Origin of the sequence: Streptomyces sp. NPDC091377 (assembly GCF_044757045.1) — a bacterium.
In the GTDB taxonomy this organism is placed as follows: Bacteria; Actinomycetota; Actinomycetes; order Streptomycetales; family Streptomycetaceae; genus Streptomyces.
In genome coordinates, this window is sequence record NZ_JBIVUE010000002.1 from 688,428 (window position 1) to 705,004 (window position 16,577).

At 70.0% G+C, this 16,577-nt stretch carries 19 protein-coding genes, 1 tRNA gene and 1 riboswitch; of the genes, 7 read left to right on the forward strand and 13 right to left on the reverse strand.

The window, feature by feature from the left end:
- Nucleotides 1-36: 36 nt before the first annotated feature.
- The 3 genes from ACIQNG_RS07120 to ACIQNG_RS07130 all read right to left on the reverse strand — a co-directional run bounded on the left by ACIQNG_RS07120 (nucleotide 37) and on the right by ACIQNG_RS07130 (nucleotide 1,274).
- Nucleotides 37-357: a DMT family transporter gene (locus ACIQNG_RS07120; protein WP_401433458.1), complete on the reverse strand. Its 321-nt coding sequence runs from the start codon at nucleotides 355-357 to the stop codon at nucleotides 37-39.
- 49 nt (nucleotides 358-406) lie between these two features.
- Nucleotides 407-475: riboswitch (guanidine-III (ykkC-III) riboswitch) on the reverse strand.
- A gap of 68 nt (nucleotides 476-543) precedes the next feature.
- On the reverse strand, nucleotides 544-846 hold the full coding sequence (locus ACIQNG_RS07125) for a GroES family chaperonin (protein WP_401433537.1): 303 nt from the start codon (nucleotides 844-846) through the stop codon (nucleotides 544-546).
- A gap of 98 nt (nucleotides 847-944) precedes the next feature.
- Nucleotides 945-1,274: a DUF3618 domain-containing protein gene (locus ACIQNG_RS07130; RefSeq protein ID WP_401433461.1), complete on the reverse strand. Its 330-nt coding sequence runs from the start codon at nucleotides 1,272-1,274 to the stop codon at nucleotides 945-947.
- 96 nt (nucleotides 1,275-1,370) lie between these two features.
- Between ACIQNG_RS07130 and bcp the strand changes: the two genes are divergently transcribed.
- The 4 genes from bcp to ACIQNG_RS07150 all read left to right on the forward strand — a co-directional run bounded on the left by bcp (nucleotide 1,371) and on the right by ACIQNG_RS07150 (nucleotide 3,522).
- Entirely contained in the window at nucleotides 1,371-1,838 is a 468-nt protein-coding gene (gene bcp, locus ACIQNG_RS07135) for a thioredoxin-dependent thiol peroxidase (RefSeq protein WP_401433464.1), read from the forward strand.
- Nucleotides 1,839-2,090: 252 nt separating this feature from the next.
- Nucleotides 2,091-2,753 carry an HNH endonuclease signature motif containing protein gene (locus tag ACIQNG_RS07140; RefSeq protein WP_401482960.1) on the forward strand — a complete coding sequence of 221 codons (663 nt, stop codon included), beginning with the start codon at nucleotides 2,091-2,093 and terminating at the stop codon, nucleotides 2,751-2,753.
- Nucleotides 2,750-3,427 carry an HNH endonuclease gene (locus ACIQNG_RS07145; RefSeq protein ID WP_401482961.1) on the forward strand — a complete coding sequence of 226 codons (678 nt, stop codon included), beginning with the start codon at nucleotides 2,750-2,752 and terminating at the stop codon, nucleotides 3,425-3,427. The genes ACIQNG_RS07140 and ACIQNG_RS07145 overlap by 4 nt, the downstream gene beginning before the upstream one ends.
- Nucleotides 3,428-3,439: 12 nt before the next feature.
- Nucleotides 3,440-3,522, forward strand: a tRNA-Leu gene (locus tag ACIQNG_RS07150).
- A gap of 56 nt (nucleotides 3,523-3,578) precedes the next feature.
- On the opposite strand, the gene rdgB is transcribed toward ACIQNG_RS07150, so the two are convergent.
- From rdgB to ACIQNG_RS07170, 4 genes are all read right to left on the reverse strand, one after another.
- Nucleotides 3,579-4,181: an RdgB/HAM1 family non-canonical purine NTP pyrophosphatase gene (gene rdgB, locus ACIQNG_RS07155; protein ID WP_401482962.1), complete on the reverse strand. Its 603-nt coding sequence runs from the start codon at nucleotides 4,179-4,181 to the stop codon at nucleotides 3,579-3,581.
- A 145-nt stretch (nucleotides 4,182-4,326) separates the two neighbouring features.
- Nucleotides 4,327-4,725 (reverse strand): hypothetical protein, encoded by a 399-nt coding sequence (locus ACIQNG_RS07160; protein ID WP_401482963.1) that lies wholly within the window; start codon nucleotides 4,723-4,725, stop codon nucleotides 4,327-4,329.
- A 167-nt stretch (nucleotides 4,726-4,892) separates the two neighbouring features.
- Nucleotides 4,893-5,630: a ribonuclease PH gene (rph, locus tag ACIQNG_RS07165; RefSeq protein WP_401433478.1), complete on the reverse strand. Its 738-nt coding sequence runs from the start codon at nucleotides 5,628-5,630 to the stop codon at nucleotides 4,893-4,895.
- Between the two features lie 116 nt (nucleotides 5,631-5,746).
- Complete coding sequence (locus ACIQNG_RS07170; protein WP_401433539.1) at nucleotides 5,747-6,016, reverse strand: glucose PTS transporter subunit EIIB; 270 nt, start codon at nucleotides 6,014-6,016, stop codon at nucleotides 5,747-5,749.
- A gap of 140 nt (nucleotides 6,017-6,156) precedes the next feature.
- On the opposite strand from ACIQNG_RS07170, the gene ACIQNG_RS07175 reads away from it, so the two are divergent.
- Both ACIQNG_RS07175 and ACIQNG_RS07180 read left to right on the forward strand, forming a co-directional pair.
- Nucleotides 6,157-7,443, forward strand: coding sequence for a PTS transporter subunit EIIC (locus ACIQNG_RS07175; protein WP_401482964.1), 1,287 nt, complete (start codon nucleotides 6,157-6,159; stop codon nucleotides 7,441-7,443).
- Between the two features lie 197 nt (nucleotides 7,444-7,640).
- Nucleotides 7,641-8,891: a PTS transporter subunit EIIC gene (locus ACIQNG_RS07180; RefSeq protein ID WP_401433484.1), complete on the forward strand. Its 1,251-nt coding sequence runs from the start codon at nucleotides 7,641-7,643 to the stop codon at nucleotides 8,889-8,891.
- 131 nt (nucleotides 8,892-9,022) lie between these two features.
- On the opposite strand, the gene ACIQNG_RS07185 is transcribed toward ACIQNG_RS07180, so the two are convergent.
- Nucleotides 9,023-9,775 (reverse strand): MBL fold metallo-hydrolase, encoded by a 753-nt coding sequence (locus ACIQNG_RS07185; protein ID WP_401433487.1) that lies wholly within the window; start codon nucleotides 9,773-9,775, stop codon nucleotides 9,023-9,025.
- A gap of 225 nt (nucleotides 9,776-10,000) precedes the next feature.
- Between ACIQNG_RS07185 and ACIQNG_RS07190 the strand changes: the two genes are divergently transcribed.
- Nucleotides 10,001-10,447, forward strand: coding sequence for a type II toxin-antitoxin system PemK/MazF family toxin (locus tag ACIQNG_RS07190; RefSeq protein WP_401482965.1), 447 nt, complete (start codon nucleotides 10,001-10,003; stop codon nucleotides 10,445-10,447).
- A gap of 892 nt (nucleotides 10,448-11,339) precedes the next feature.
- Here the strand turns inward: ACIQNG_RS07190 and ACIQNG_RS07195 are convergent.
- From ACIQNG_RS07195 to ACIQNG_RS07215, 5 genes are all read right to left on the reverse strand, one after another.
- Entirely contained in the window at nucleotides 11,340-12,290 is a 951-nt protein-coding gene (locus ACIQNG_RS07195) for a PLP-dependent cysteine synthase family protein (protein WP_401439282.1), read from the reverse strand.
- Between the two features lie 15 nt (nucleotides 12,291-12,305).
- Nucleotides 12,306-12,584, reverse strand: a complete 279-nt coding sequence (locus ACIQNG_RS07200) for a MoaD/ThiS family protein (protein WP_401439279.1) — start codon at nucleotides 12,582-12,584, stop codon at nucleotides 12,306-12,308.
- 125 nt (nucleotides 12,585-12,709) lie between these two features.
- Nucleotides 12,710-12,805, reverse strand: coding sequence for a putative leader peptide (locus tag ACIQNG_RS07205; RefSeq protein ID WP_401439276.1), 96 nt, complete (start codon nucleotides 12,803-12,805; stop codon nucleotides 12,710-12,712).
- Between the two features lie 79 nt (nucleotides 12,806-12,884).
- Complete coding sequence (locus ACIQNG_RS07210; RefSeq protein WP_401439274.1) at nucleotides 12,885-13,307, reverse strand: Mov34/MPN/PAD-1 family protein; 423 nt, start codon at nucleotides 13,305-13,307, stop codon at nucleotides 12,885-12,887.
- Between the two features lie 94 nt (nucleotides 13,308-13,401).
- Nucleotides 13,402-14,895 (reverse strand): amino acid permease, encoded by a 1,494-nt coding sequence (locus ACIQNG_RS07215; RefSeq protein WP_401482966.1) that lies wholly within the window; start codon nucleotides 14,893-14,895, stop codon nucleotides 13,402-13,404.
- Nucleotides 14,896-16,577: the final 1,682 nt, after the last annotated feature.

The window sequence follows — 16,577 nt, forward strand, 5'->3', positions numbered from 1 at the left end:
CGGCGCCCGCGCCCGTACGGGGCTGTGCGGCGCGGCTCAGTGACCGGAGGTCGCCTTCAGACCGACGACCGCCACCAGCAGCAGCGAGATGAAGAAGATCCGGGCGGCCGTGACGGGCTCCCCCAGGATCGCCATCCCGAGGATCGCCGCACCGGCCGCGCCGATACCGACCCAGACACCGTAGGCCGTGCCGATGGGCAGGGTCTTGGCCGCCTGCGCGAGCAGCAGCATGCTGATCACGATGCCGGCACCGGTGAACACACTGGGCCACAGCCGGGTGAACCCTTCGGTGTACTTCATACCGATCGACCAGCCGACCTCGACCAGACCGGCGATGATCAACAGAACCCAGGCCATGAAAGGCACCTCCGAGACGTCATGCACTGAAAAGTGCCGTAGGGACGGGGGTGCGTCGTCTTTGCGAATGACCCGGTACGGCGCGTCTCGTCGGGATGCCTTCCAAACATAGCAAAGGGCAATCGAAAGGGGCTGGTGACGATGGTCACCAGCCCCTCGAAGCCCCTGATTCGCAGGGCCCAGTCCCTACAGGTACAGCCCGGTCGAGTCCTCGGAACCCTCGAAGCGGTCGGCGGCCACGGCATGCAGATCCCGCTCCCGCATCAGCACATAGGCCACACCGCGCACCTCGACCTCGGCACGGTCCTCGGGGTCGTACAACACCCGGTCCCCCGGCTCCACCGTCCGCACGTTCTGCCCCACCGCCACCACCTCGGCCCACGCCAGACGGCGTCCCACGGCCGCCGTGGCCGGGATCAGGATGCCGCCGCCCGAGCGCCGCTCGCCCTCACCGGTGTCCTGCCGGACGAGGACGCGGTCGTGCAGCATGCGGATGGGGAGTTTGTCCGCGGGGATGCCGGAGTCGTTCGTGTTGGTGCTCACGGCCAGAAACCTACCTGCCCTCACCGTACCCGTACGCCCCCGGGTCAGCCCTTGCGGCGCCGGGAGCCGAGAGCCAGCAGGCCCACCACGCCCACGACGACCAGGACGACCGGCACGATCCGCTCCGGACGGGGCGAGCCCTCGTCGTCCACGAACCGCCCCCTCACCTCACTCACCGTCCGGTTGACCTGGACATATGCCTTGCCCAGCGTTCTGTCGACGTTCGCGGCGACCTTCGCCTTGGCATCTCCGACGATGGTCTGGGGATGCACCCGCACCCCGATCTCGTCCAAGGTCTCGGCCAGCACCTCGCGGCGGCGCTTGATGTCCGCCTCGATCTGCGCCGGGGTTCGGGTGTCCGACGTGTCCGCCACCGTTTGGCCTCCGAAGTCTGCTGTCGCGCTGTTCCGGACAGTCTGTCAGCTTCCTGCCGCCCCGCACTGTCAGGACCCCCGGTTAGGCTCGATCACATGAGTGAGCGACTCCAGCCCGGGGACGTGGCCCCCGCCTTCACCCTGCCCGACGCCGACGGCAACGACGTGTCCTTGGCGGACCACCAGGGCCGCAAGGTCATCGTGTACTTCTACCCCGCCGCGCTGACGCCAGGCTGCACCAAGCAGGCGTGCGACTTCACCGACAACCTCGACCTGCTGACCGACGCCGGTTACGACGTGATCGGCGTCTCCCCCGACGCCCCCGAGAAACTCGCGAAGTTCCGCGAGAAGGAGAACCTCAAGGTCACCCTGGTCGGCGACCCCGACAAGACGGTGATCGAGTCGTACGGCGCGTACGGCGAGAAGAAGAACTACGGCAAGACCTACCTCGGCGTCATCCGCTCCACGATCGTCGTCGACGAGGAGGGCAAGGTCGAACGGGCCCTCTACAACGTCCGCGCGACCGGCCACGTCGCCAAGATCATCAAGGACCTGGGCGTCTGAGCCCCCCCTTCGACCGGGCGAGGCGGCCCGCACCGGGTGAGCACCGGGTGCGGGCCGTTTTGCTTGTTGGGGCGGGGGCGGGGGCGAGGGGTGGGGCGGCGTGTTTGCGGGGGCGGGGGCGGGGCGGGGCGGGGGCGAGGGGCGGGCGGCGTGTTTGCGGGGGCGGGGGCGGGTCCTTGGCGTGACTGTCCGACAAGCGGCTCGTTACTCCGTACGAGATCACGAACTGGTGATCTAGGACGGAGGAGCGTTATGGGGGCCAGTGCGTACACCAAGGAGCGGTTGGAGGAGGCAGCCCGGGGGGCGCGGACGTTGTCGGAGGCGTTGGTGCGGTTGGGGGTGGATCCGAGGAGTTCCACGCGGCACTATCTCCGCGAGCGGATGCGGAAGCTGGGGGTGGACACCTCGCACTTCGAGCGGGACGGACTGCGCTGGACGAAGGAGGTCCTCGAAGCCGCCGTCTCCGCCTCAGGGAACATGTGTGAAGTGCTACGCCGTCTAGGAGTCGAGGTCGTCGGAGGCCAGCACACGCACATCAGTCGCCGCATCAGGGCGCACGGCATCGACACGTCACACTTCACAACCGCCGTCCGCACCGACAACATGCGGGAGAACCGCCGCCGACGCACCCCCGAGGAGATCCTCGTCGAGGATCGGTCACCACACGCCAAACGCACACCGGCCACCCGGCTCAAACGAGCCATGAGGGAACTCGGCGTCGAGGAACTGTGCGCCCTGTGCGGCATCAAGGCGGTCTGGCTGGGCCAACCGCTGCCGCTGGAGGTCGATCACATCGACGGCGACTGGCGGAACAACCGGATCGAGAACCTGCGGCTGCTGTGCCCCAACTGTCATTCCACGACAGACACCTACCGTGGCCGGGGCAAGCGTCCCGTCCACCGTGCGTCCCGATGAACGGCGGCGTCCAGTACACGCGGGAGCGGTTGGCGGAAGCCGCCGCACGGTGCGCGGACATCGAGGAGGTCGTCGCCTTCTTCGGCACCCGGCCGTACGAGAACCTCCGCCGCTACCTCTTCCGGCGCTTCGACCACTTCGGGATCGATGTCTCCCACATGCCCAGGTCGCCGCGGAACAAATGGGCGTCCCTAAGACCGACGGCCGATGCACTGCGACGCGCCGTCCAAGAAGCGACCTCCGTCGCCGCCGCGCTTCGCGCGCTGGGGCACGACCCCTACCACAAGCCGCTGCGCGCTCTGTTCCCCGAGTGGGTGGCGGCGGCCGGGCTCGACACCTCTCACTTCCTGGGGCAGGGCAGTCGGAAGGGGAAGCCTGGGGCCGTCCCCGCCAAGCGTGCCGAGGAGATCCTGATTCAGCATGACGGCCAGAGGCGGACGAGAACCTATCTGCTGCGGCGCGCGTTGCGCGAGGTAGGGGTGGCCGACGTGTGCGCCCTGTGCGGAGTCGGATCCAAGTGGCTCGGCAAGGCCATGACGCTGGAGGTCGATCACATCGACGGCGACTGGCAGAACGACCGCCGCGAGAACCTGCGATTGCTGTGTCCCAACTGTCACGCGGTCACCCCCACCTGGTGCAGAGGGAAGGGCAGAGACCACTCGCGTTCCCGGTAACATGGCCCGCAGGCGGCCGTTGCTGAACGGTATAAGCAGAGGCCTTAGAAGCCTCGGGGCGTATGCCCATGTGGGTTCGACTCCCACCGGCCGCACTGACCGGTCAGACGAAGGCCCGGCCCTCCCGAGGCCGGGCCTTCTTCGTTCGTCGTCAGGCGAGCAGTTCCCGTACCACCGGCACCAGCGCCCGGAACGCCTTCCCCCGGTGGCTGATCGCGTTCTTCTCGTCGGGGGTCAGTTCCGCGCAGGTGCGGGTCTCGCCGTCGGGCTGGAGGATCGGGTCGTAGCCGAAGCCGTGGGTGCCGGCGGGTTCGAAGCGCAGGGTGCCGCGCAGGCGGCCCTCGACGACGCGTTCGGTGCCGTCGGGCAGGGCGAGGGCGGCGGCGCAGGTGAAGTGGGCGCCGCGGTGCGGGTCGGCGATGTCGGAGAGCTGGGCGAGGAGCAGGTCGAGGTTGGCTTGGTCGTCGCCGTGGCGGCCGGCCCAGCGGGCGGAGAAGATGCCGGGTGAGCCGCCCAGTACGTCCACGCTGAGTCCGGAGTCGTCGGCGACGGCGGGCAGTCCGGTGGCGCGGGCCAGGGCGTGGGCTTTGAGCAGGGCGTTCTCGGCGAAGGTGACGCCGGTTTCCTTGACGTCGGGGATGTCGGGGTAGGACTCGGCTCCGACGAGTTCGTGGCCCAGGTCGGCCTCGGTGAGGATGACCTTGAGTTCGGCGATCTTCCCGGCGTTGCGGGTGGCGAGGATGAGGCGGCTCATGGGGTCAGTATTCCGGGTGGTGCGGACGGGCCGGCGGTCGGCCGTGTCCACGACCACCACGTCTGATGGACAGCGGCCGGACCGTCGGGGTGTCGCGGTGTGCCGGGCACCGTTGTTCCGCGGGTGGGTCATCCACCCGCGGGGGTCAGGGGGTGCAGACCTTGGTCAGTTCGCCCGCGGCGTCGGTGACGGGGCTGATGTCGGGGGTCGCGTCGCCGTTGTCGACGGAGGTGCGGACGTTGTCCACGGCCTTCTGGAGGTCTTCGACGGCCTTGTTGACGTCGGTGTTGTCGGTCTTGTCGCCGATCTCGTTGAGGTTGTCGTCGATCGACTTCAGGGACTCGTCCAGTTGGGTCGGGTCGTTGGCCGCGGCGTCCACGGCCTGCTGGAGGTCGGTGACGCTGTCGGCGATGGCGTCGGCGGCCTGGACGCAGTCCAGTGCCTTGTCGACGGCGTCGCAGCCGGTGGTCAGACCGGCGGTGAGCACGACGGCCGCCACGGTGGCGACGACGGCTGCGGTGCGGCGACGGCGGCTCGCGGCCATGGGAACGGTCCCCTCCCTCGATACGGGCCGGGGGCGCGGCCCGTTGCCGTTCCCTCCGCCCGGTGTGCTGGCCGGACGCACAAGGATGAGCCGTGCGTCCGTATGGGTAGAGACGCACGTGCGGTCGGCGCGGTTGCCCGTGCCGACCGGCTGACTTGGTACGTCCTTTACTTTTCCAGGACGGTATCAAGTGCGAGGCGTTGTGCGTCGGCCAATTCTCCACAGCCGGTGACGGCGAGGTTCAGGAGGGCGTCGAGTTCGTCGCGGGCGAAGGGTTCGGCTTCGGCGGTGCCCTGTACTTCGACGAAGCGTCCGTCTCCGGTGCAGACGACGTTCATGTCGGTGTCGGCGCGTACGTCTTCCTCGTAGCGGAGGTCGAGGAGGGGGGTGCCGTCGACGATGCCGACGGAGACGGCGGAGACGGTGCCGGTGAGTGGCTGGCGGGCGGCGCGGATGAGTTTCTTGTCCTTGGCCCAGGTGACGGCGTCGGCGAGGGCGACGTAGGCGCCGGTGATGGCGGCGGTGCGGGTGCCGCCGTCGGCTTGGAGGACGTCGCAGTCCAGGACGACGGTGTTCTCGCCGAGGGCTTTGTAGTCGATGACGGCGCGCAGGGAGCGGCCGATGAGGCGGGAGATCTCGTGGGTGCGTCCGCCGATCCGGCCTCTGACGGATTCGCGGTCGCCGCGGGTGTTGGTGGCGCGCGGCAGCATGGCGTATTCGGCGGTGACCCAGCCTTCGCCGGTGCCCTTGCGCCAGCGGGGGACGCCTTCGGTGACGGAGGCGGTGCAGAGGACCTTGGTGTCGCCGAAGGAGACGAGGACGGAGCCCTCGGCGTGCTTGCTCCAGCCCCTTTGGATGGTGACGGGGCGGAGCTGGTCGGGGGTGCGGCCGTCGATGCGTGACATGGGGCGAGCCTAGTACTCGGGTGTGAGGGGGTTTCTGCCGGTCGTGGGGGTGCGGAAGGGCCCCTCCGGTCGGGGGGGGTGGAGGGGCCCTGGTGGTCAGCTGGTGTGGTGGTGGTTCACATCATGTCTTCGATGTCCGCGGCGATGGGGTCGGCGTCGGTGCCGATGACGACCTGGATGGCGGTGCCCATCTTGACGACGCCGTGGGCGCCGGCGCTCTTGAGGGCGGCGTCGTCGACCAGGGCGGGGTCGTTGACGTCGACGCGGAGGCGGGTGATGCAGCCTTCGATCTCCTCGATGTTCTCGATGCCTCCGAGCCCGGCGACGATCTTCTCAGCCTTGCTGGCCATGTGTCCTTCTCCCTGGTCTGAACCGCTTTGTCGCAGTAACCCACAGTTGGCCCAACTTTGCGAGCGGTCATGCCGTCCGTACCGAATGATGGCGTCACGACAGCGGAACCCTCTCCCAAATGGTCTACACCACCTGTGGGAGCCCCGCCAAACCCGGTCCCTCCGAGAGGAGTCCGATGAGTGCCGAGAGCGCCGTCAGTCCCGCGCGTGCCCGCTGGAACACAGTGTTCCAGGGGCTGCAGAAGATGGGCCGCAGTCTTCAACTGCCCATCGCGGTACTGCCTGCCGCCGGCATCCTCAACCGGCTGGGTCAGCCGGATGTGTTCGGTGACGAGGGGCTGGGCTGGACCGATGTGTCCAAGGTGATGGTCGGCGCGGGTGGCGCGCTGCTGGACTCCACTCTCGGGCTGCCGCTGCTGTTCTGCGTGGGTGTCGCCATCGGTATGGCGAAGAAGGCGGACGGGTCGACCGCGCTCGCGGCGGTGGTGGGTTTTCTCGTCTACTACTCGGTGCTGCGTCAGTTCCCGGTGGAGTGTCCGAAGGGCACGACGGTGACGGCGACCGGCTGCCAGGCGGCGGACAGTACGGTGAGCGAGTTCACGTACCAGAATCCTGGGGTCTTCGGCGGCATCGTGATCGGTCTGCTGGCCGCCTACTTCTGGGCCCGTTTCCACCGGACCAGGCTGGTGGACTGGCTGGGCTTCTTCAACGGGCGTCGGCTGGTCCCGATCATCATGGCGTTCGTGGCGATCGCGGTCGCGGCGCTGTCCTTGTGGGTGTGGCCGCCGGTGGGCAGTGCGCTGGAGAGTTTCAGCGACTGGATGGACGGGCTGGGGGCGTGGGGCGCGGGGGTGTTCGGGCTCGCGAACCGGGCGCTGCTGGTGATCGGTCTGCACCAGTTCCTGAATGTGCCCATCTGGTTCCAGTTCGGCAGTTACACCAAGCCGGACGGCACGGTGGTGCACGGTGACATCAATATGTTCCTGGCGGGTGACCCGGACGCGGGGCAGTTCACCACGGGTTTCTTCCCGATCATGATGTTCGCGTTGCCGGCCGCGGCGCTGGCCATCACGCACACCGCGAAGCCGGGGCGGCGCAAGGAGATCGGTGGGTTGATGCTCTCGGTGGCGCTCACGTCGTTCGTGACCGGGATCACCGAGCCGATCGAGTACTCGTTCCTGTTCGTCGCGCCGTTGCTGTACGCGGTGCACGCGGTGCTGACCGGGGTGTCGATGGCGGTGTCGTGGGGGCTGGGGGTCAAGGACGGCTTCAGTTTCTCGGCCGGGTTGATCGACTATGTCATCAACTGGAATCTGGCGACCAAGCCGTGGTTGATCATCCCGATCGGGCTGGGTTTCGCGGTGGTGTACTACGCGATCTTCCGGTTCGCGATCACGAGGTTCGATCTGAAGACTCCGGGCCGTGAACCGGAGGACGAGGTGGAGGATGTGACCAAGGTGTAACCGGCTTCACAGCGGCCTCAACCACCGGTTCTCCCAGGGCCCTTGGACCTCGTGTCCGGGGGCCCTTCGGCGTGCCCGGGAGGGATCCGGAGGGCGGTCCTGTGGGTTTATGAAAGGTGGGTTCCTTATGCGCTGCTCATCTGCTACAACAGGTCTACACCACTGAGTGGTGTAGACCACCACCCGTTGGAGGAAGTATGAGTTCCGCCACCACCACGGCGGCCCCCGCGAAGAAGCGGGGATCCGGTCTGTTCTTGGGCCTCCAGAAAATCGGCCGCAGCCTCCAGCTGCCCGTCGCGGTGCTGCCCGCGGCCGGTATCCTCATCCGCCTCGGTCAGCCGGATGTGTTCGGCGCGGACGGCTTCGGCTGGGACAAGGTCGCCTCGGTGTTCGCCCTGGCCGGCAACGCCATCCTGGGCAACCTCCCGCTGCTCTTCTGTATCGGTGTGGCCATCGGCTTCGCCAAGAAGTCCGACGGCTCCACGGCGCTCGCCGCCCTGGTCGGCTTCCTGGTCTACAGCAAGGTGCTGGAAGCCTTCCCGGTGACCGAGGCCAAGGTCCAGGACGGCGCGGACGTGGCCGCGACGTACAACAACCCGGGTGTGCTCGGCGGCATCATCATGGGTCTGCTCGCGGCGGTCCTGTGGCAGCGGTACCACCGCAAGAAGCTGGTGGACTGGCTCGGCTTCTTCAACGGCCGACGGCTCGTCCCGATCATCATGGCCTTCGTCGGTCTGGCGATGGGTGTCTTCTTCGGCTTGGTCTGGGAGCCGATAGGCGACGTCATCACCAACTTCGGCGAGTGGATGACCGGGCTCGGCGCGGCCGGCGCGGGCATCTTCGGTGCGATCAACCGTGCGCTGATCCCGATCGGCATGCACCAGTTCGTGAACACCGTGGCCTGGTTCCAGATCGGTGACTTCACGACCGCCTCCGGCGACGTGGTGCACGGCGACATCTCGCGCTTCCTGGCGGGCGACCCCGACGCGGGCATGTTCCAGTCGGGCTTCTTCCCGATCATGATGTTCGGTCTGCCGGCCGCCGCGCTGGCGATCGCCCACTGCGCCCGGCCCGAGCGCCGCAAGGTCGTGATGGGCATGATGGTCTCGCTCGCGCTGACCTCCTTCGTGACCGGTGTCACCGAGCCGATCGAGTTCTCGTTCATGTTCATCGCGCCGCTGCTGTATGTGCTGCACGCGGTGCTGACCGCCATCTCGATGGCCGTCACCTGGGGGCTGGGTGTCCACGCGGGCTTCAACTTCTCCGCGGGTCTGATCGACTACGGCCTGAACTGGAGTCTGGCGACCAAGCCATGGCTGATCATCCCGATCGGCCTGGTCTTCGCGGTGATCTACTACACGGTCTTCCGGTTCGCGATCATCAAGTTCAACCTCCCCACCCCGGGCCGTGAGCCCGAGGAGGAGGTCGAGGACCTCACCAAGGCGTGACCCTCACCCGAACCCGAGAAGGCCCCGGCATCACGACGATGCCGGGGCCTTCTCACACCCACGAACCCGCAAACGACCAGATCGGACCAGGTCAGGCCCGTTCCGGTCAGGTCCGGTCCGGTCCGGTCCGGTCAGATCTCGTACGACAGTCTCGGCGCGGCCAGCTCGACCGGGCCGTCGTAGGCGGTGCGGGCGTCGGCCAGATTGAGCTGCGGGTCGGTCCACGGCGGGATGTGGGTCAGCACCAGGCGGCGGGCGCCCGCGCGGGTCGCGGTCTGCCCGGCCTCACGGCCGTTGAGGTGCAGGTCCGGGATGGCCTCCTTGCCGTGGGTGAAGGCCGCCTCGCACAGGAACAGATCGGTGTCCCGGGCGAGTTCGTCCAGCGCCGGGGTGACCCCCGTGTCGCCGGAGTAGGTCAGCGACCGGCCGCCGTGCTCCACCCGGATGCCGTACGCCTCCACGGGATGGGCCACCCGGTCGGTGTGCACCGTGAACGGGCCTATCTCGAAGCTGCCCGGCTTGACCGTGTGGAAGTCGAAGACCTCGCTCATCGAGGAGGCGGTCGGGGTGTCGGCGTAGGCGGTGGTCAGCCGGTGCTCGGTGCCCTCGGGTCCGTAGACCGGGAGGGGGGCGCAACGGCCGCCGTCGTGCCGGTAGTAGCGCGCCACGAAATAGGCGCACATGTCGATGCAGTGGTCGGCGTGCAGATGACTCAGAAAGATCGCGTCGAGGTCGTAGAGACCGCAGTGGCGCTGCAGCTCGCCGAGGGCACCGTTGCCCATGTCGAGAAGCAGCCGGTAGCCGTCGGCCTCCACGAGGTAGCTCGAACAGGCCGATTCCGCGGACGGGAACGACCCCGAGCAGCCGACGACGGTGAGCTTCATGAAACAGAAACCTCCGCGGGCGGATATGGAGAAACGGGGGTCGTGCGGTGCGTCGAGCGTAAGGCGCAAAACCTCCGGTCGCTCCTCCGCAAAGGGCTGTTGTGGGGGAACTCACCTGTGCTGTCACCGGTTCGGCTGGACCGGGGGCGCGTAGGGCGCTCGGCACCGGCGCGCGGGTGGGACGGCTCGTACGCCGTGGTGGGGCGGGCCGGTACGGTCGTCCGTATGGACACGTCATGGTGGCCGGCGCTCGCGGCGGTGGTGCTGCTCGCGCTGATCGCCGCGCTCGCGGAGGGGGTCGGCCGGCGCCGTCCGGCCGGTCGCCGTCGGCCGCCGGGACGCCCGGGGCGGCGGGGCGCTCGGCCGGCGCCGCGGGCCGGGGAGATCTGGTGGGCGAGGGTGCCGTACGAGGACGGGCCGGGGGGCAAGGACCGGCCGTGTCTGGTGCTGGCGGTGCGCGGGCGGCGGGCGACCGTCGCGAAGATCACCACGCGGTACCGGGACGACCGCGCCGGGGTGATCCCGCTCCCGCCGGGCGCGGTCGGCGACGCCCGGGGCCGTCCGAGCTTCCTGGAGACGGACGAGCTGCGCCGGGTCCCGCTGGGCGACTTCCGCCGCCGGGCGGGCACCGCCGACCCGGCCCTGTGGGACCAGGTCCGTCACCTGACCTAGGAAACCACCACCTGGGCGTCCCGGAGCGGGCCCGACGTCCGGCGAGGTGATCGGCCCGGGGGGCGGATCCGGGCCCGGTGTCGGGCCCAGGGCCTGTAGCCAGCCCGGGCTCAGTGTCCGGTCCGGGTCGGGCCCGGTGCCGGGTCCGGGACCGGTGTCGGGTCCCCGGCCCGGTGTGGGGCCCAGGGCCTGTAGCCAGCCCGGGCTCAGTGTCCGGTCCGGTAATCGGCCCGGTTCGGTGTCCGGCCCAGGGCCTGGACCCGGCCCAGGCTCAACGTCCGGTCCGGTAATCGGCCCGGATCAGGTCCGGGCCCGGTGCCGGGTCCAGGCCCGGTGGCCAGCCCAGGGCTTGTACCCGGCCCAGGCTCAACGTCCGGTCCGGCAATCGGCCCGGATCAGGTCCGGGGCCGGTGTCGGGTCCGGTGTCGGGTCCGGGTCCGGGTCCGGTGTCGGGTCCGGGTCCGGTGTCGGGTCCGGGACCGGTGTCGGGTCCGGGACCGGTGTCGGGTCCGGGACCGGTGTCGGGTCCGGGACCGGTGTCGGGTTCCGGCCGATGTCCAGCCCAGGGCCTGGACCCGGCCCTGGCTCAGCGTCCGGTCCGGTGTCGGATCCCGGCCCGATGTCCGGCCCACGGCCTGTATCCGGCCCCCCGGTGTCCCGCCCGGTAATCGGCCCTGGGTCGGCCCGGGCTCGGGGTCGGGTCCCGGCCCGGTGGCCAGGCCACGGCCTGTATCCGGCCCTCCGGTGTCCCGCCCGGTAATCGGCCCGGGTCGGCCCGGGCTCGGTGTCGGGTCCGGTAATCGGCCCGGGCCGGTGTCCGGGCTGGGTCCGGTGTCCGATCCAGGCCGGGTACCCCGGGATCCGGGGTTCCGGGTCAGGGTCGGTGTCCGGGCTAGGCCCAGAGTTGGCCCTGGAGGGTCTGGATGGCTTCTTCTGTGGTCGCCGCGGTGTAGACGCCGGTGGACAGGTACTTCCAGCCGCCGTCGGCGACGACGAAGGCGATGTCGGCGCGCTCGCCCGCCTTGACCGCCTTGAGGCCCACACCGATCGCGGCGTGGAGTGCGGCGCCGGTGGAGACGCCCGCGAAGATGCCCTCCTGCTGGAGCAGCTCACGGGTGCGGGTGACCGCGTCGGCGGAGCCGACGGAGAAGCGGGTGGTGAGCACGGAGGCGTCGTACAGCTCGGGGACGAAGCCCTCGTCGAGGTTGCGCAGGCCGTAGACCAGGTCGTCGTAGCGCGGCTCGGCGGCGACGATGCTGACGTCCGGCTTGTGCTCGCGCAGATAGCGGCCGACGCCCATGAGGGTGCCGGTGGTGCCGAGTCCGGCCACGAAGTGGGTGATCGAGGGGAGGTCGGCGAGGATCTCGGGGCCGGTGGTGCTGTAGTGGGCGCCCGCGTTGTCGGGGTTGCCGTACTGGTAGAGCATCACCCAGTCCGGGTGCTCGGCGGCGAGTTCCTTGGCGACGCGCACGGCGGTGTTGGAGCCGCCCGCGGCCGGGGAGGAGATGATCTCGGCGCCCCACATGCCGAGCAGGTCACGGCGTTCCCGCGAGGTGTTCTCGGGCATCACGCACACGATCCGGTAGCCCTTGAGCCTGGCGGCCATGGCCAGGGAGATCCCGGTGTTGCCCGAGGTGGGTTCGAGGATGGTGCAGCCGGGGGTGAGCCGGCCGTCCTTCTCGGCCCGTTCGATCATGTGCAGGGCGGGGCGGTCCTTGATCGAACCGGTGAGGTTGCGGTCCTCCAGCTTGGCCCAGATCCGGACCTCGGGGGACGGCGACAGCCGCGGCAGGCCCACCAGAGGGGTGTTGCCCACCGCGGCCAGCGGGGAGTCGTAGCGCATCGGGGGCCGCGGTTCTCAGACCGAGCCGCCCGCGACCGCGGGCAGGATCGTGACGTTGTCGCCGTCGGTGAGCTTGGTGTTGATGCCTTCCAGGAAGCGCACGTCCTCGTCGTTGAGGTAGACGTTGACGAAGCGGCGCAGCTGATCGCCGTCCACGATGCGGGCCTGGATGCCCGTGTGCCGGGACTCCAGGTCGGTGAAGAGCGCGGCGAGGGTGTCTCCGGTGCCCTCGACCGCCTTCTGGCCGTCGGTGTACTGGCGCAGGATGGTGGGGATGCGGACCTCGATGGCCATGGTGGCGGGCTCCTGTCGGAAGGTGTCGGGGCGGTGGGCGCGCGGCGGCGCGGGTGCGGCAGGGGTGGCGCGGGGGTGCGGGGCGCGCGCCGCGGCTGACGGCCGTACGGCGGCAGGGCGGAGCGTCAACAGATGGCGCTGGCAAGCCTGCACAGGTCGACGTGCAGCCGCGCCACGAGCAGCGTGCCCGGCGTCTTCTCGCTCACGTCGTACAGAACCATGGGTTCATCGTATCGATTCCCGGTCCGGCTTCTGGAATGTGATCTCGCATACTGGATGAATTCTGACCGCATGCCGGGATCAGTAGGCGGCTACGACCGTGACCTCCTCCTCCGTGACCGCGCCGTCCAGGATCCGGAACGAGCGGAACTGGAAGTCTCCGGCCCCGTCGGTGTCGGCGGTGGAGACCAGGACGTAGTGGGCGCCGGGCTCGTTGGCGTAGGTGATGTCGGTGCGGGAGGGGTACGCCTCGGTCGCGGTGTGGGAGTGGTAGATGATCACCGGCTCCTCGTCGCGGTCGTCCATCTCGCGGTAGAGCTTGAGCAGGTCCGCGGAGTCGAACTCGTAGAACGTGGGTGAGCGGGCGGCGTTCAGCATCGGGACGAACCGCTCGGGGCGGTCGGATCCGGCGGGGCCGGCGACGACGCCGCACGCCTCGTCGGGGTGGTCCTCGCGCGCGTGGGCGACGATCTGGTCGTGGAGGGCCTGGGTGAGGGTCAGCATGCGGGCCAGGATAAGCAGAGGGGCCGTTCCGTACCGGACGGCGGTACGGAACGGCCCACATGCTGGACGGGGTTCGGGGGGTGGGAGTGGCGGCTCAGCCGACCTTGCCGGGCTCCCCGGTGCGGTCGCCGGGCTCCCCGGTGCGGTCGCCGGGCTCCGCGGTGCGGTCCATGGTGATCTCCGGGTTGCGGTTCTTGAGGACGAGCCAGCCGACTCCCAGTGCGGCGGCCCAGCCCGCCATCACATACAGACACACCCGCGCGTCCGCGTCGTAGGCGATCAGTCCGGTGACGAAGAGCAGGAACACGATCGCGATGTACGAGCAGACCGAGCCGCCCGGTGCGGGGAAGGAGGAGCCTGGCAGCCGGCCCGCGACCACGGCCCGGCGGTAGAGGACATGGCTGACGAGGATCATGAGCCAGGTCCAGATGCCGGCGGCGGTGGCGACGGAGGTGACGTAGCCGAACGCCTTCTCGGGGACGAGGTAGTTGAGGACCACGCCGATGCCCATGAAGAGCGCCGAGACGCCGATGCCGAAGGCGGGGGTCTTGGTGGCGGAGAGCCGGGTGAAGGTGCGCGGGGCCTCGCCGTTGTCGGCGAGGGTGCGCAGCATGCGGCCGGTGGAGTACATGCCGGAGTTGCAGGACGACAGGGCCGCGGTGAGCACCACGAAGTTGACGATGGCGGCGCCGGCGGGGATGCCGATCTGGGCGAAGGCGGCGACGAACGGGCTCACCCCGGGGGCGAACTCGGTCCACTTGACCACGCACAGGATGACGGTGAGCGCGCCGACGTAGAAGAGGGCGATCCGCCAGGGCAGGGTGTTGATGGCCTTGGGGAGGGTCTTCTCCGGGTTCTTGGACTCACCGGCGGTGACGCCGACCAGTTCGACGGCGAGGTAGGCGAACATCACGCCCTGGAGGGTCATCAGCGAGGAGCCGACGCCCTTGGGGAAGAAGCCGTCGTGCGCCCAGAGGTTGGAGACCGAGGCGGTGTCGCCGGCGGCGCTGAAGCCGAAGGTGAGGACGCCGAGCCCGATCACGATCATGCCGATGATGGCGGTGACCTTGACCATCGAGAACCAGAACTCGATCTCGCCGAAGAGTTTCACCGAGATCAGGTTGGCGCCGAACAGTACGACGAGGAAGACGAGGGCGGTGACCCATTGGGGGATCGCGGGCCACCAGTAGTTGATGTAGATGGCGGCGGCGGTGAGTTCCGCCATGCCGGTGACCACCCACATCAGCCAGTAGGTCCAGCCGGTGAAGTAGCCGAAGAAGGGGCCGAGGAACTCCCGGGAGTACTCGGCGAAGGAGCCGGAGACCGGGCGGTAGAGCAGTAGCTCGCCGAGGGCCCGCATGATGAAGAAGATGATCACGCCCGCGAGGGCGTACATGACGATCAGGCTGGGGCCGGCCTTGGCGATGTTCGCCCCGGCGCCCAGGAAGAGGCCGACGCCGATGGCGCCGCCGATGGCGATCATCTGGACCTGACGACTGTTGAGGCCGCGCTCGTAGCCCTCTTCGGGGGTCTGTCCGCCCCCGGCCCCGGTGCCGTCGTGCTCGGTGTCGACCTGAGCAGAGGTCATCTGTCGTGCGCCTTTCTCCATGGCCCGACCCGAGCCCTCAGGTGGCTGCGGATCGGATCTCGATCCCCCCGGATGGATGGAGTGCCTGGCCGGCGGTCCGCCGGCTCGGTGGCGCACCCGACAGGACAGGGGTGGCGTCCGCCGGGCGTCGTGAAGATCTATCACGCGGTTCTGGCAGATCACCCGGGTCCGATGTGACGCACAGCACAAGAAGAAGGGGACAAACGGGGGGTGCCTCGCCATAAGAGGCGACCCCGGTGACGGGATCGTTACGGCGATTTGAGCGTCTGCTGAGCGAACGGGAAGGGGCGTCGAGGGGGCCGTCGGGGGGCGTGCGGCGGGCCGGTGATCGTCGAGGGCGGATGCTCTCTGAAGGCTTATGCCTCAGGTCAGGGGCGTCCGATCACCCTGAGGGGCGGGTTCGCCCGTGCATGCGGAGCCGTTCGCCCGTCCGGCCCTGAACGTTTGCAGCCGACACCAGGGGGGTTTGCGGTGCGCGGGAGGGGTGTTGGGCCGGGGCGACCTCGGGGCCCTGGGCGGGGTGGGCACGGGGGTCTGGGGCGGGGGCGGGGCCGGGCTCGGGGCCCTTGGGCGGGCGGACTCGGGGACGCTAGGGGGCGGGCTCGGGGGCGCTGGGCGGGGGTGGGCTCGGCGACCTTGGGCGGGCGAACTCGGGGACGCTAGGGGGTGGGCTCGGGGGCGCTGGGCGGGGGTGGGCTCGGCGACCTTGGGCGGGCGAACTCGGCGACTTCGGGCGGGCTCGGCGAGCCTGGGCGGCCGGGCTCGGGGCCTTGGACCGGGGCGGGCCCGAGCCCTGGACGGGCAGACTCGCCGACCTTGGGCGGGCGGACTCGGGACCCTGGACCAAGGCGCGGGCCCGGGCCCTGGACGGGCGGACTCGCCGACCCTGGGCGGGCGGGCTCGGGGCCCTGGACGTCTCGGTCCCCGGGGTGGCCGGGTCCTCGGGCGGCCGGTCCCCGGGCGTCGGCTCTCGGCGGCCGATCCCCGGGCGCCGGCTATCGGCGGTCGGGGTTCAAGGGTGGGCGCTCGGCAAGCGGCTCCCGGCGGCCCGCCTCCCTCCGGTCCGACGGTGACCGCAGGCCCGTGGCACGCGGATGGCACGCGGACCCGTGGCCGCGAGGCCATGGCACGCGGACCGGGGCCGGGCCCCAGGCACGCGGGCTCCCGGCGGCCCGCCTCCCTCCGGCCCGCCCCCGACAGGCAGGGCCGGACCAGAGGGCAGCCGTCCTCCGGGGGCCGGACCCTGGACGGATCCGGCGCCGGGTCGCCGACCTCGGCGGTGCGGCCCCGGGCGGTCGGCTCTCGTCGGCGTCGCCCGAGGGCCCTCGGCCGGGAGTGCGGGCCGACCCGATAGGCGCCAGGGGTACCGGCCGACCCGATAGGCACCCGAGGCGCGGGCCGACCCGATAGGCACCGGGGGTACCGGCCAACCCGATCGGCGCCGGGGCGCCGGCCAACCCGGTGGGCACCGGGAGTGCCGGCCGACCCGATCGGCGCCAGGGGTACCGGCCAACCCGATAGGCACCCGAGGCGCGGGCCGATCCGGTGGGCGTCGAGGGCGTCAGCCAACCCGGTGGGCACCGGGAGTGCCGGCCGACCCGATCGGCGCCAGGGGTACCGGCCAACCCGATAGGCACCCGAGGCGCGGGCCGATCCGGTGT

Excerpts from the sequence above, each read along its gene's own strand:
- ACIQNG_RS07200 (WP_401439279.1), bottom strand. The coding sequence starts at position 12,584 with ATGGCCATCGAGGTCCGCATCCCCACCATCCTGCGCCAGTACACCGAC.
- ACIQNG_RS07215 (WP_401482966.1), bottom strand. The coding sequence starts at position 14,895 with ATGACCTCTGCTCAGGTCGACACCGAGCACGACGGCACCGGGGCCGGG.
- ACIQNG_RS07210 (WP_401439274.1), bottom strand. The coding sequence starts at position 13,307 with ATGCTGACCCTCACCCAGGCCCTCCACGACCAGATCGTCGCCCACGCG.
- ACIQNG_RS07140 (WP_401482960.1), top strand. The coding sequence starts at position 2,091 with ATGGGGGCCAGTGCGTACACCAAGGAGCGGTTGGAGGAGGCAGCCCGG.
- rph (WP_401433478.1), bottom strand. The coding sequence starts at position 5,630 with ATGTCACGCATCGACGGCCGCACCCCCGACCAGCTCCGCCCCGTCACC.
- ACIQNG_RS07120 (WP_401433458.1), bottom strand. The coding sequence starts at position 357 with ATGGCCTGGGTTCTGTTGATCATCGCCGGTCTGGTCGAGGTCGGCTGG.
- rdgB (WP_401482962.1), bottom strand. The coding sequence starts at position 4,181 with ATGAGCCGCCTCATCCTCGCCACCCGCAACGCCGGGAAGATCGCCGAA.
- ACIQNG_RS07175 (WP_401482964.1), top strand. The coding sequence starts at position 6,157 with ATGAGTGCCGAGAGCGCCGTCAGTCCCGCGCGTGCCCGCTGGAACACA.
- ACIQNG_RS07205 (WP_401439276.1), bottom strand. The coding sequence starts at position 12,805 with ATGGTTCTGTACGACGTGAGCGAGAAGACGCCGGGCACGCTGCTCGTG.
- ACIQNG_RS07145 (WP_401482961.1), top strand. The coding sequence starts at position 2,750 with ATGAACGGCGGCGTCCAGTACACGCGGGAGCGGTTGGCGGAAGCCGCC.
- ACIQNG_RS07180 (WP_401433484.1), top strand. The coding sequence starts at position 7,641 with ATGAGTTCCGCCACCACCACGGCGGCCCCCGCGAAGAAGCGGGGATCC.
- bcp (WP_401433464.1), top strand. The coding sequence starts at position 1,371 with ATGAGTGAGCGACTCCAGCCCGGGGACGTGGCCCCCGCCTTCACCCTG.
- ACIQNG_RS07125 (WP_401433537.1), bottom strand. The coding sequence starts at position 846 with ATGCTGCACGACCGCGTCCTCGTCCGGCAGGACACCGGTGAGGGCGAG.
- ACIQNG_RS07195 (WP_401439282.1), bottom strand. The coding sequence starts at position 12,290 with ATGCGCTACGACTCCCCGCTGGCCGCGGTGGGCAACACCCCTCTGGTG.
- ACIQNG_RS07185 (WP_401433487.1), bottom strand. The coding sequence starts at position 9,775 with ATGAAGCTCACCGTCGTCGGCTGCTCGGGGTCGTTCCCGTCCGCGGAA.
- ACIQNG_RS07160 (WP_401482963.1), bottom strand. The coding sequence starts at position 4,725 with ATGGCCGCGAGCCGCCGTCGCCGCACCGCAGCCGTCGTCGCCACCGTG.
- ACIQNG_RS07190 (WP_401482965.1), top strand. The coding sequence starts at position 10,001 with ATGGACACGTCATGGTGGCCGGCGCTCGCGGCGGTGGTGCTGCTCGCG.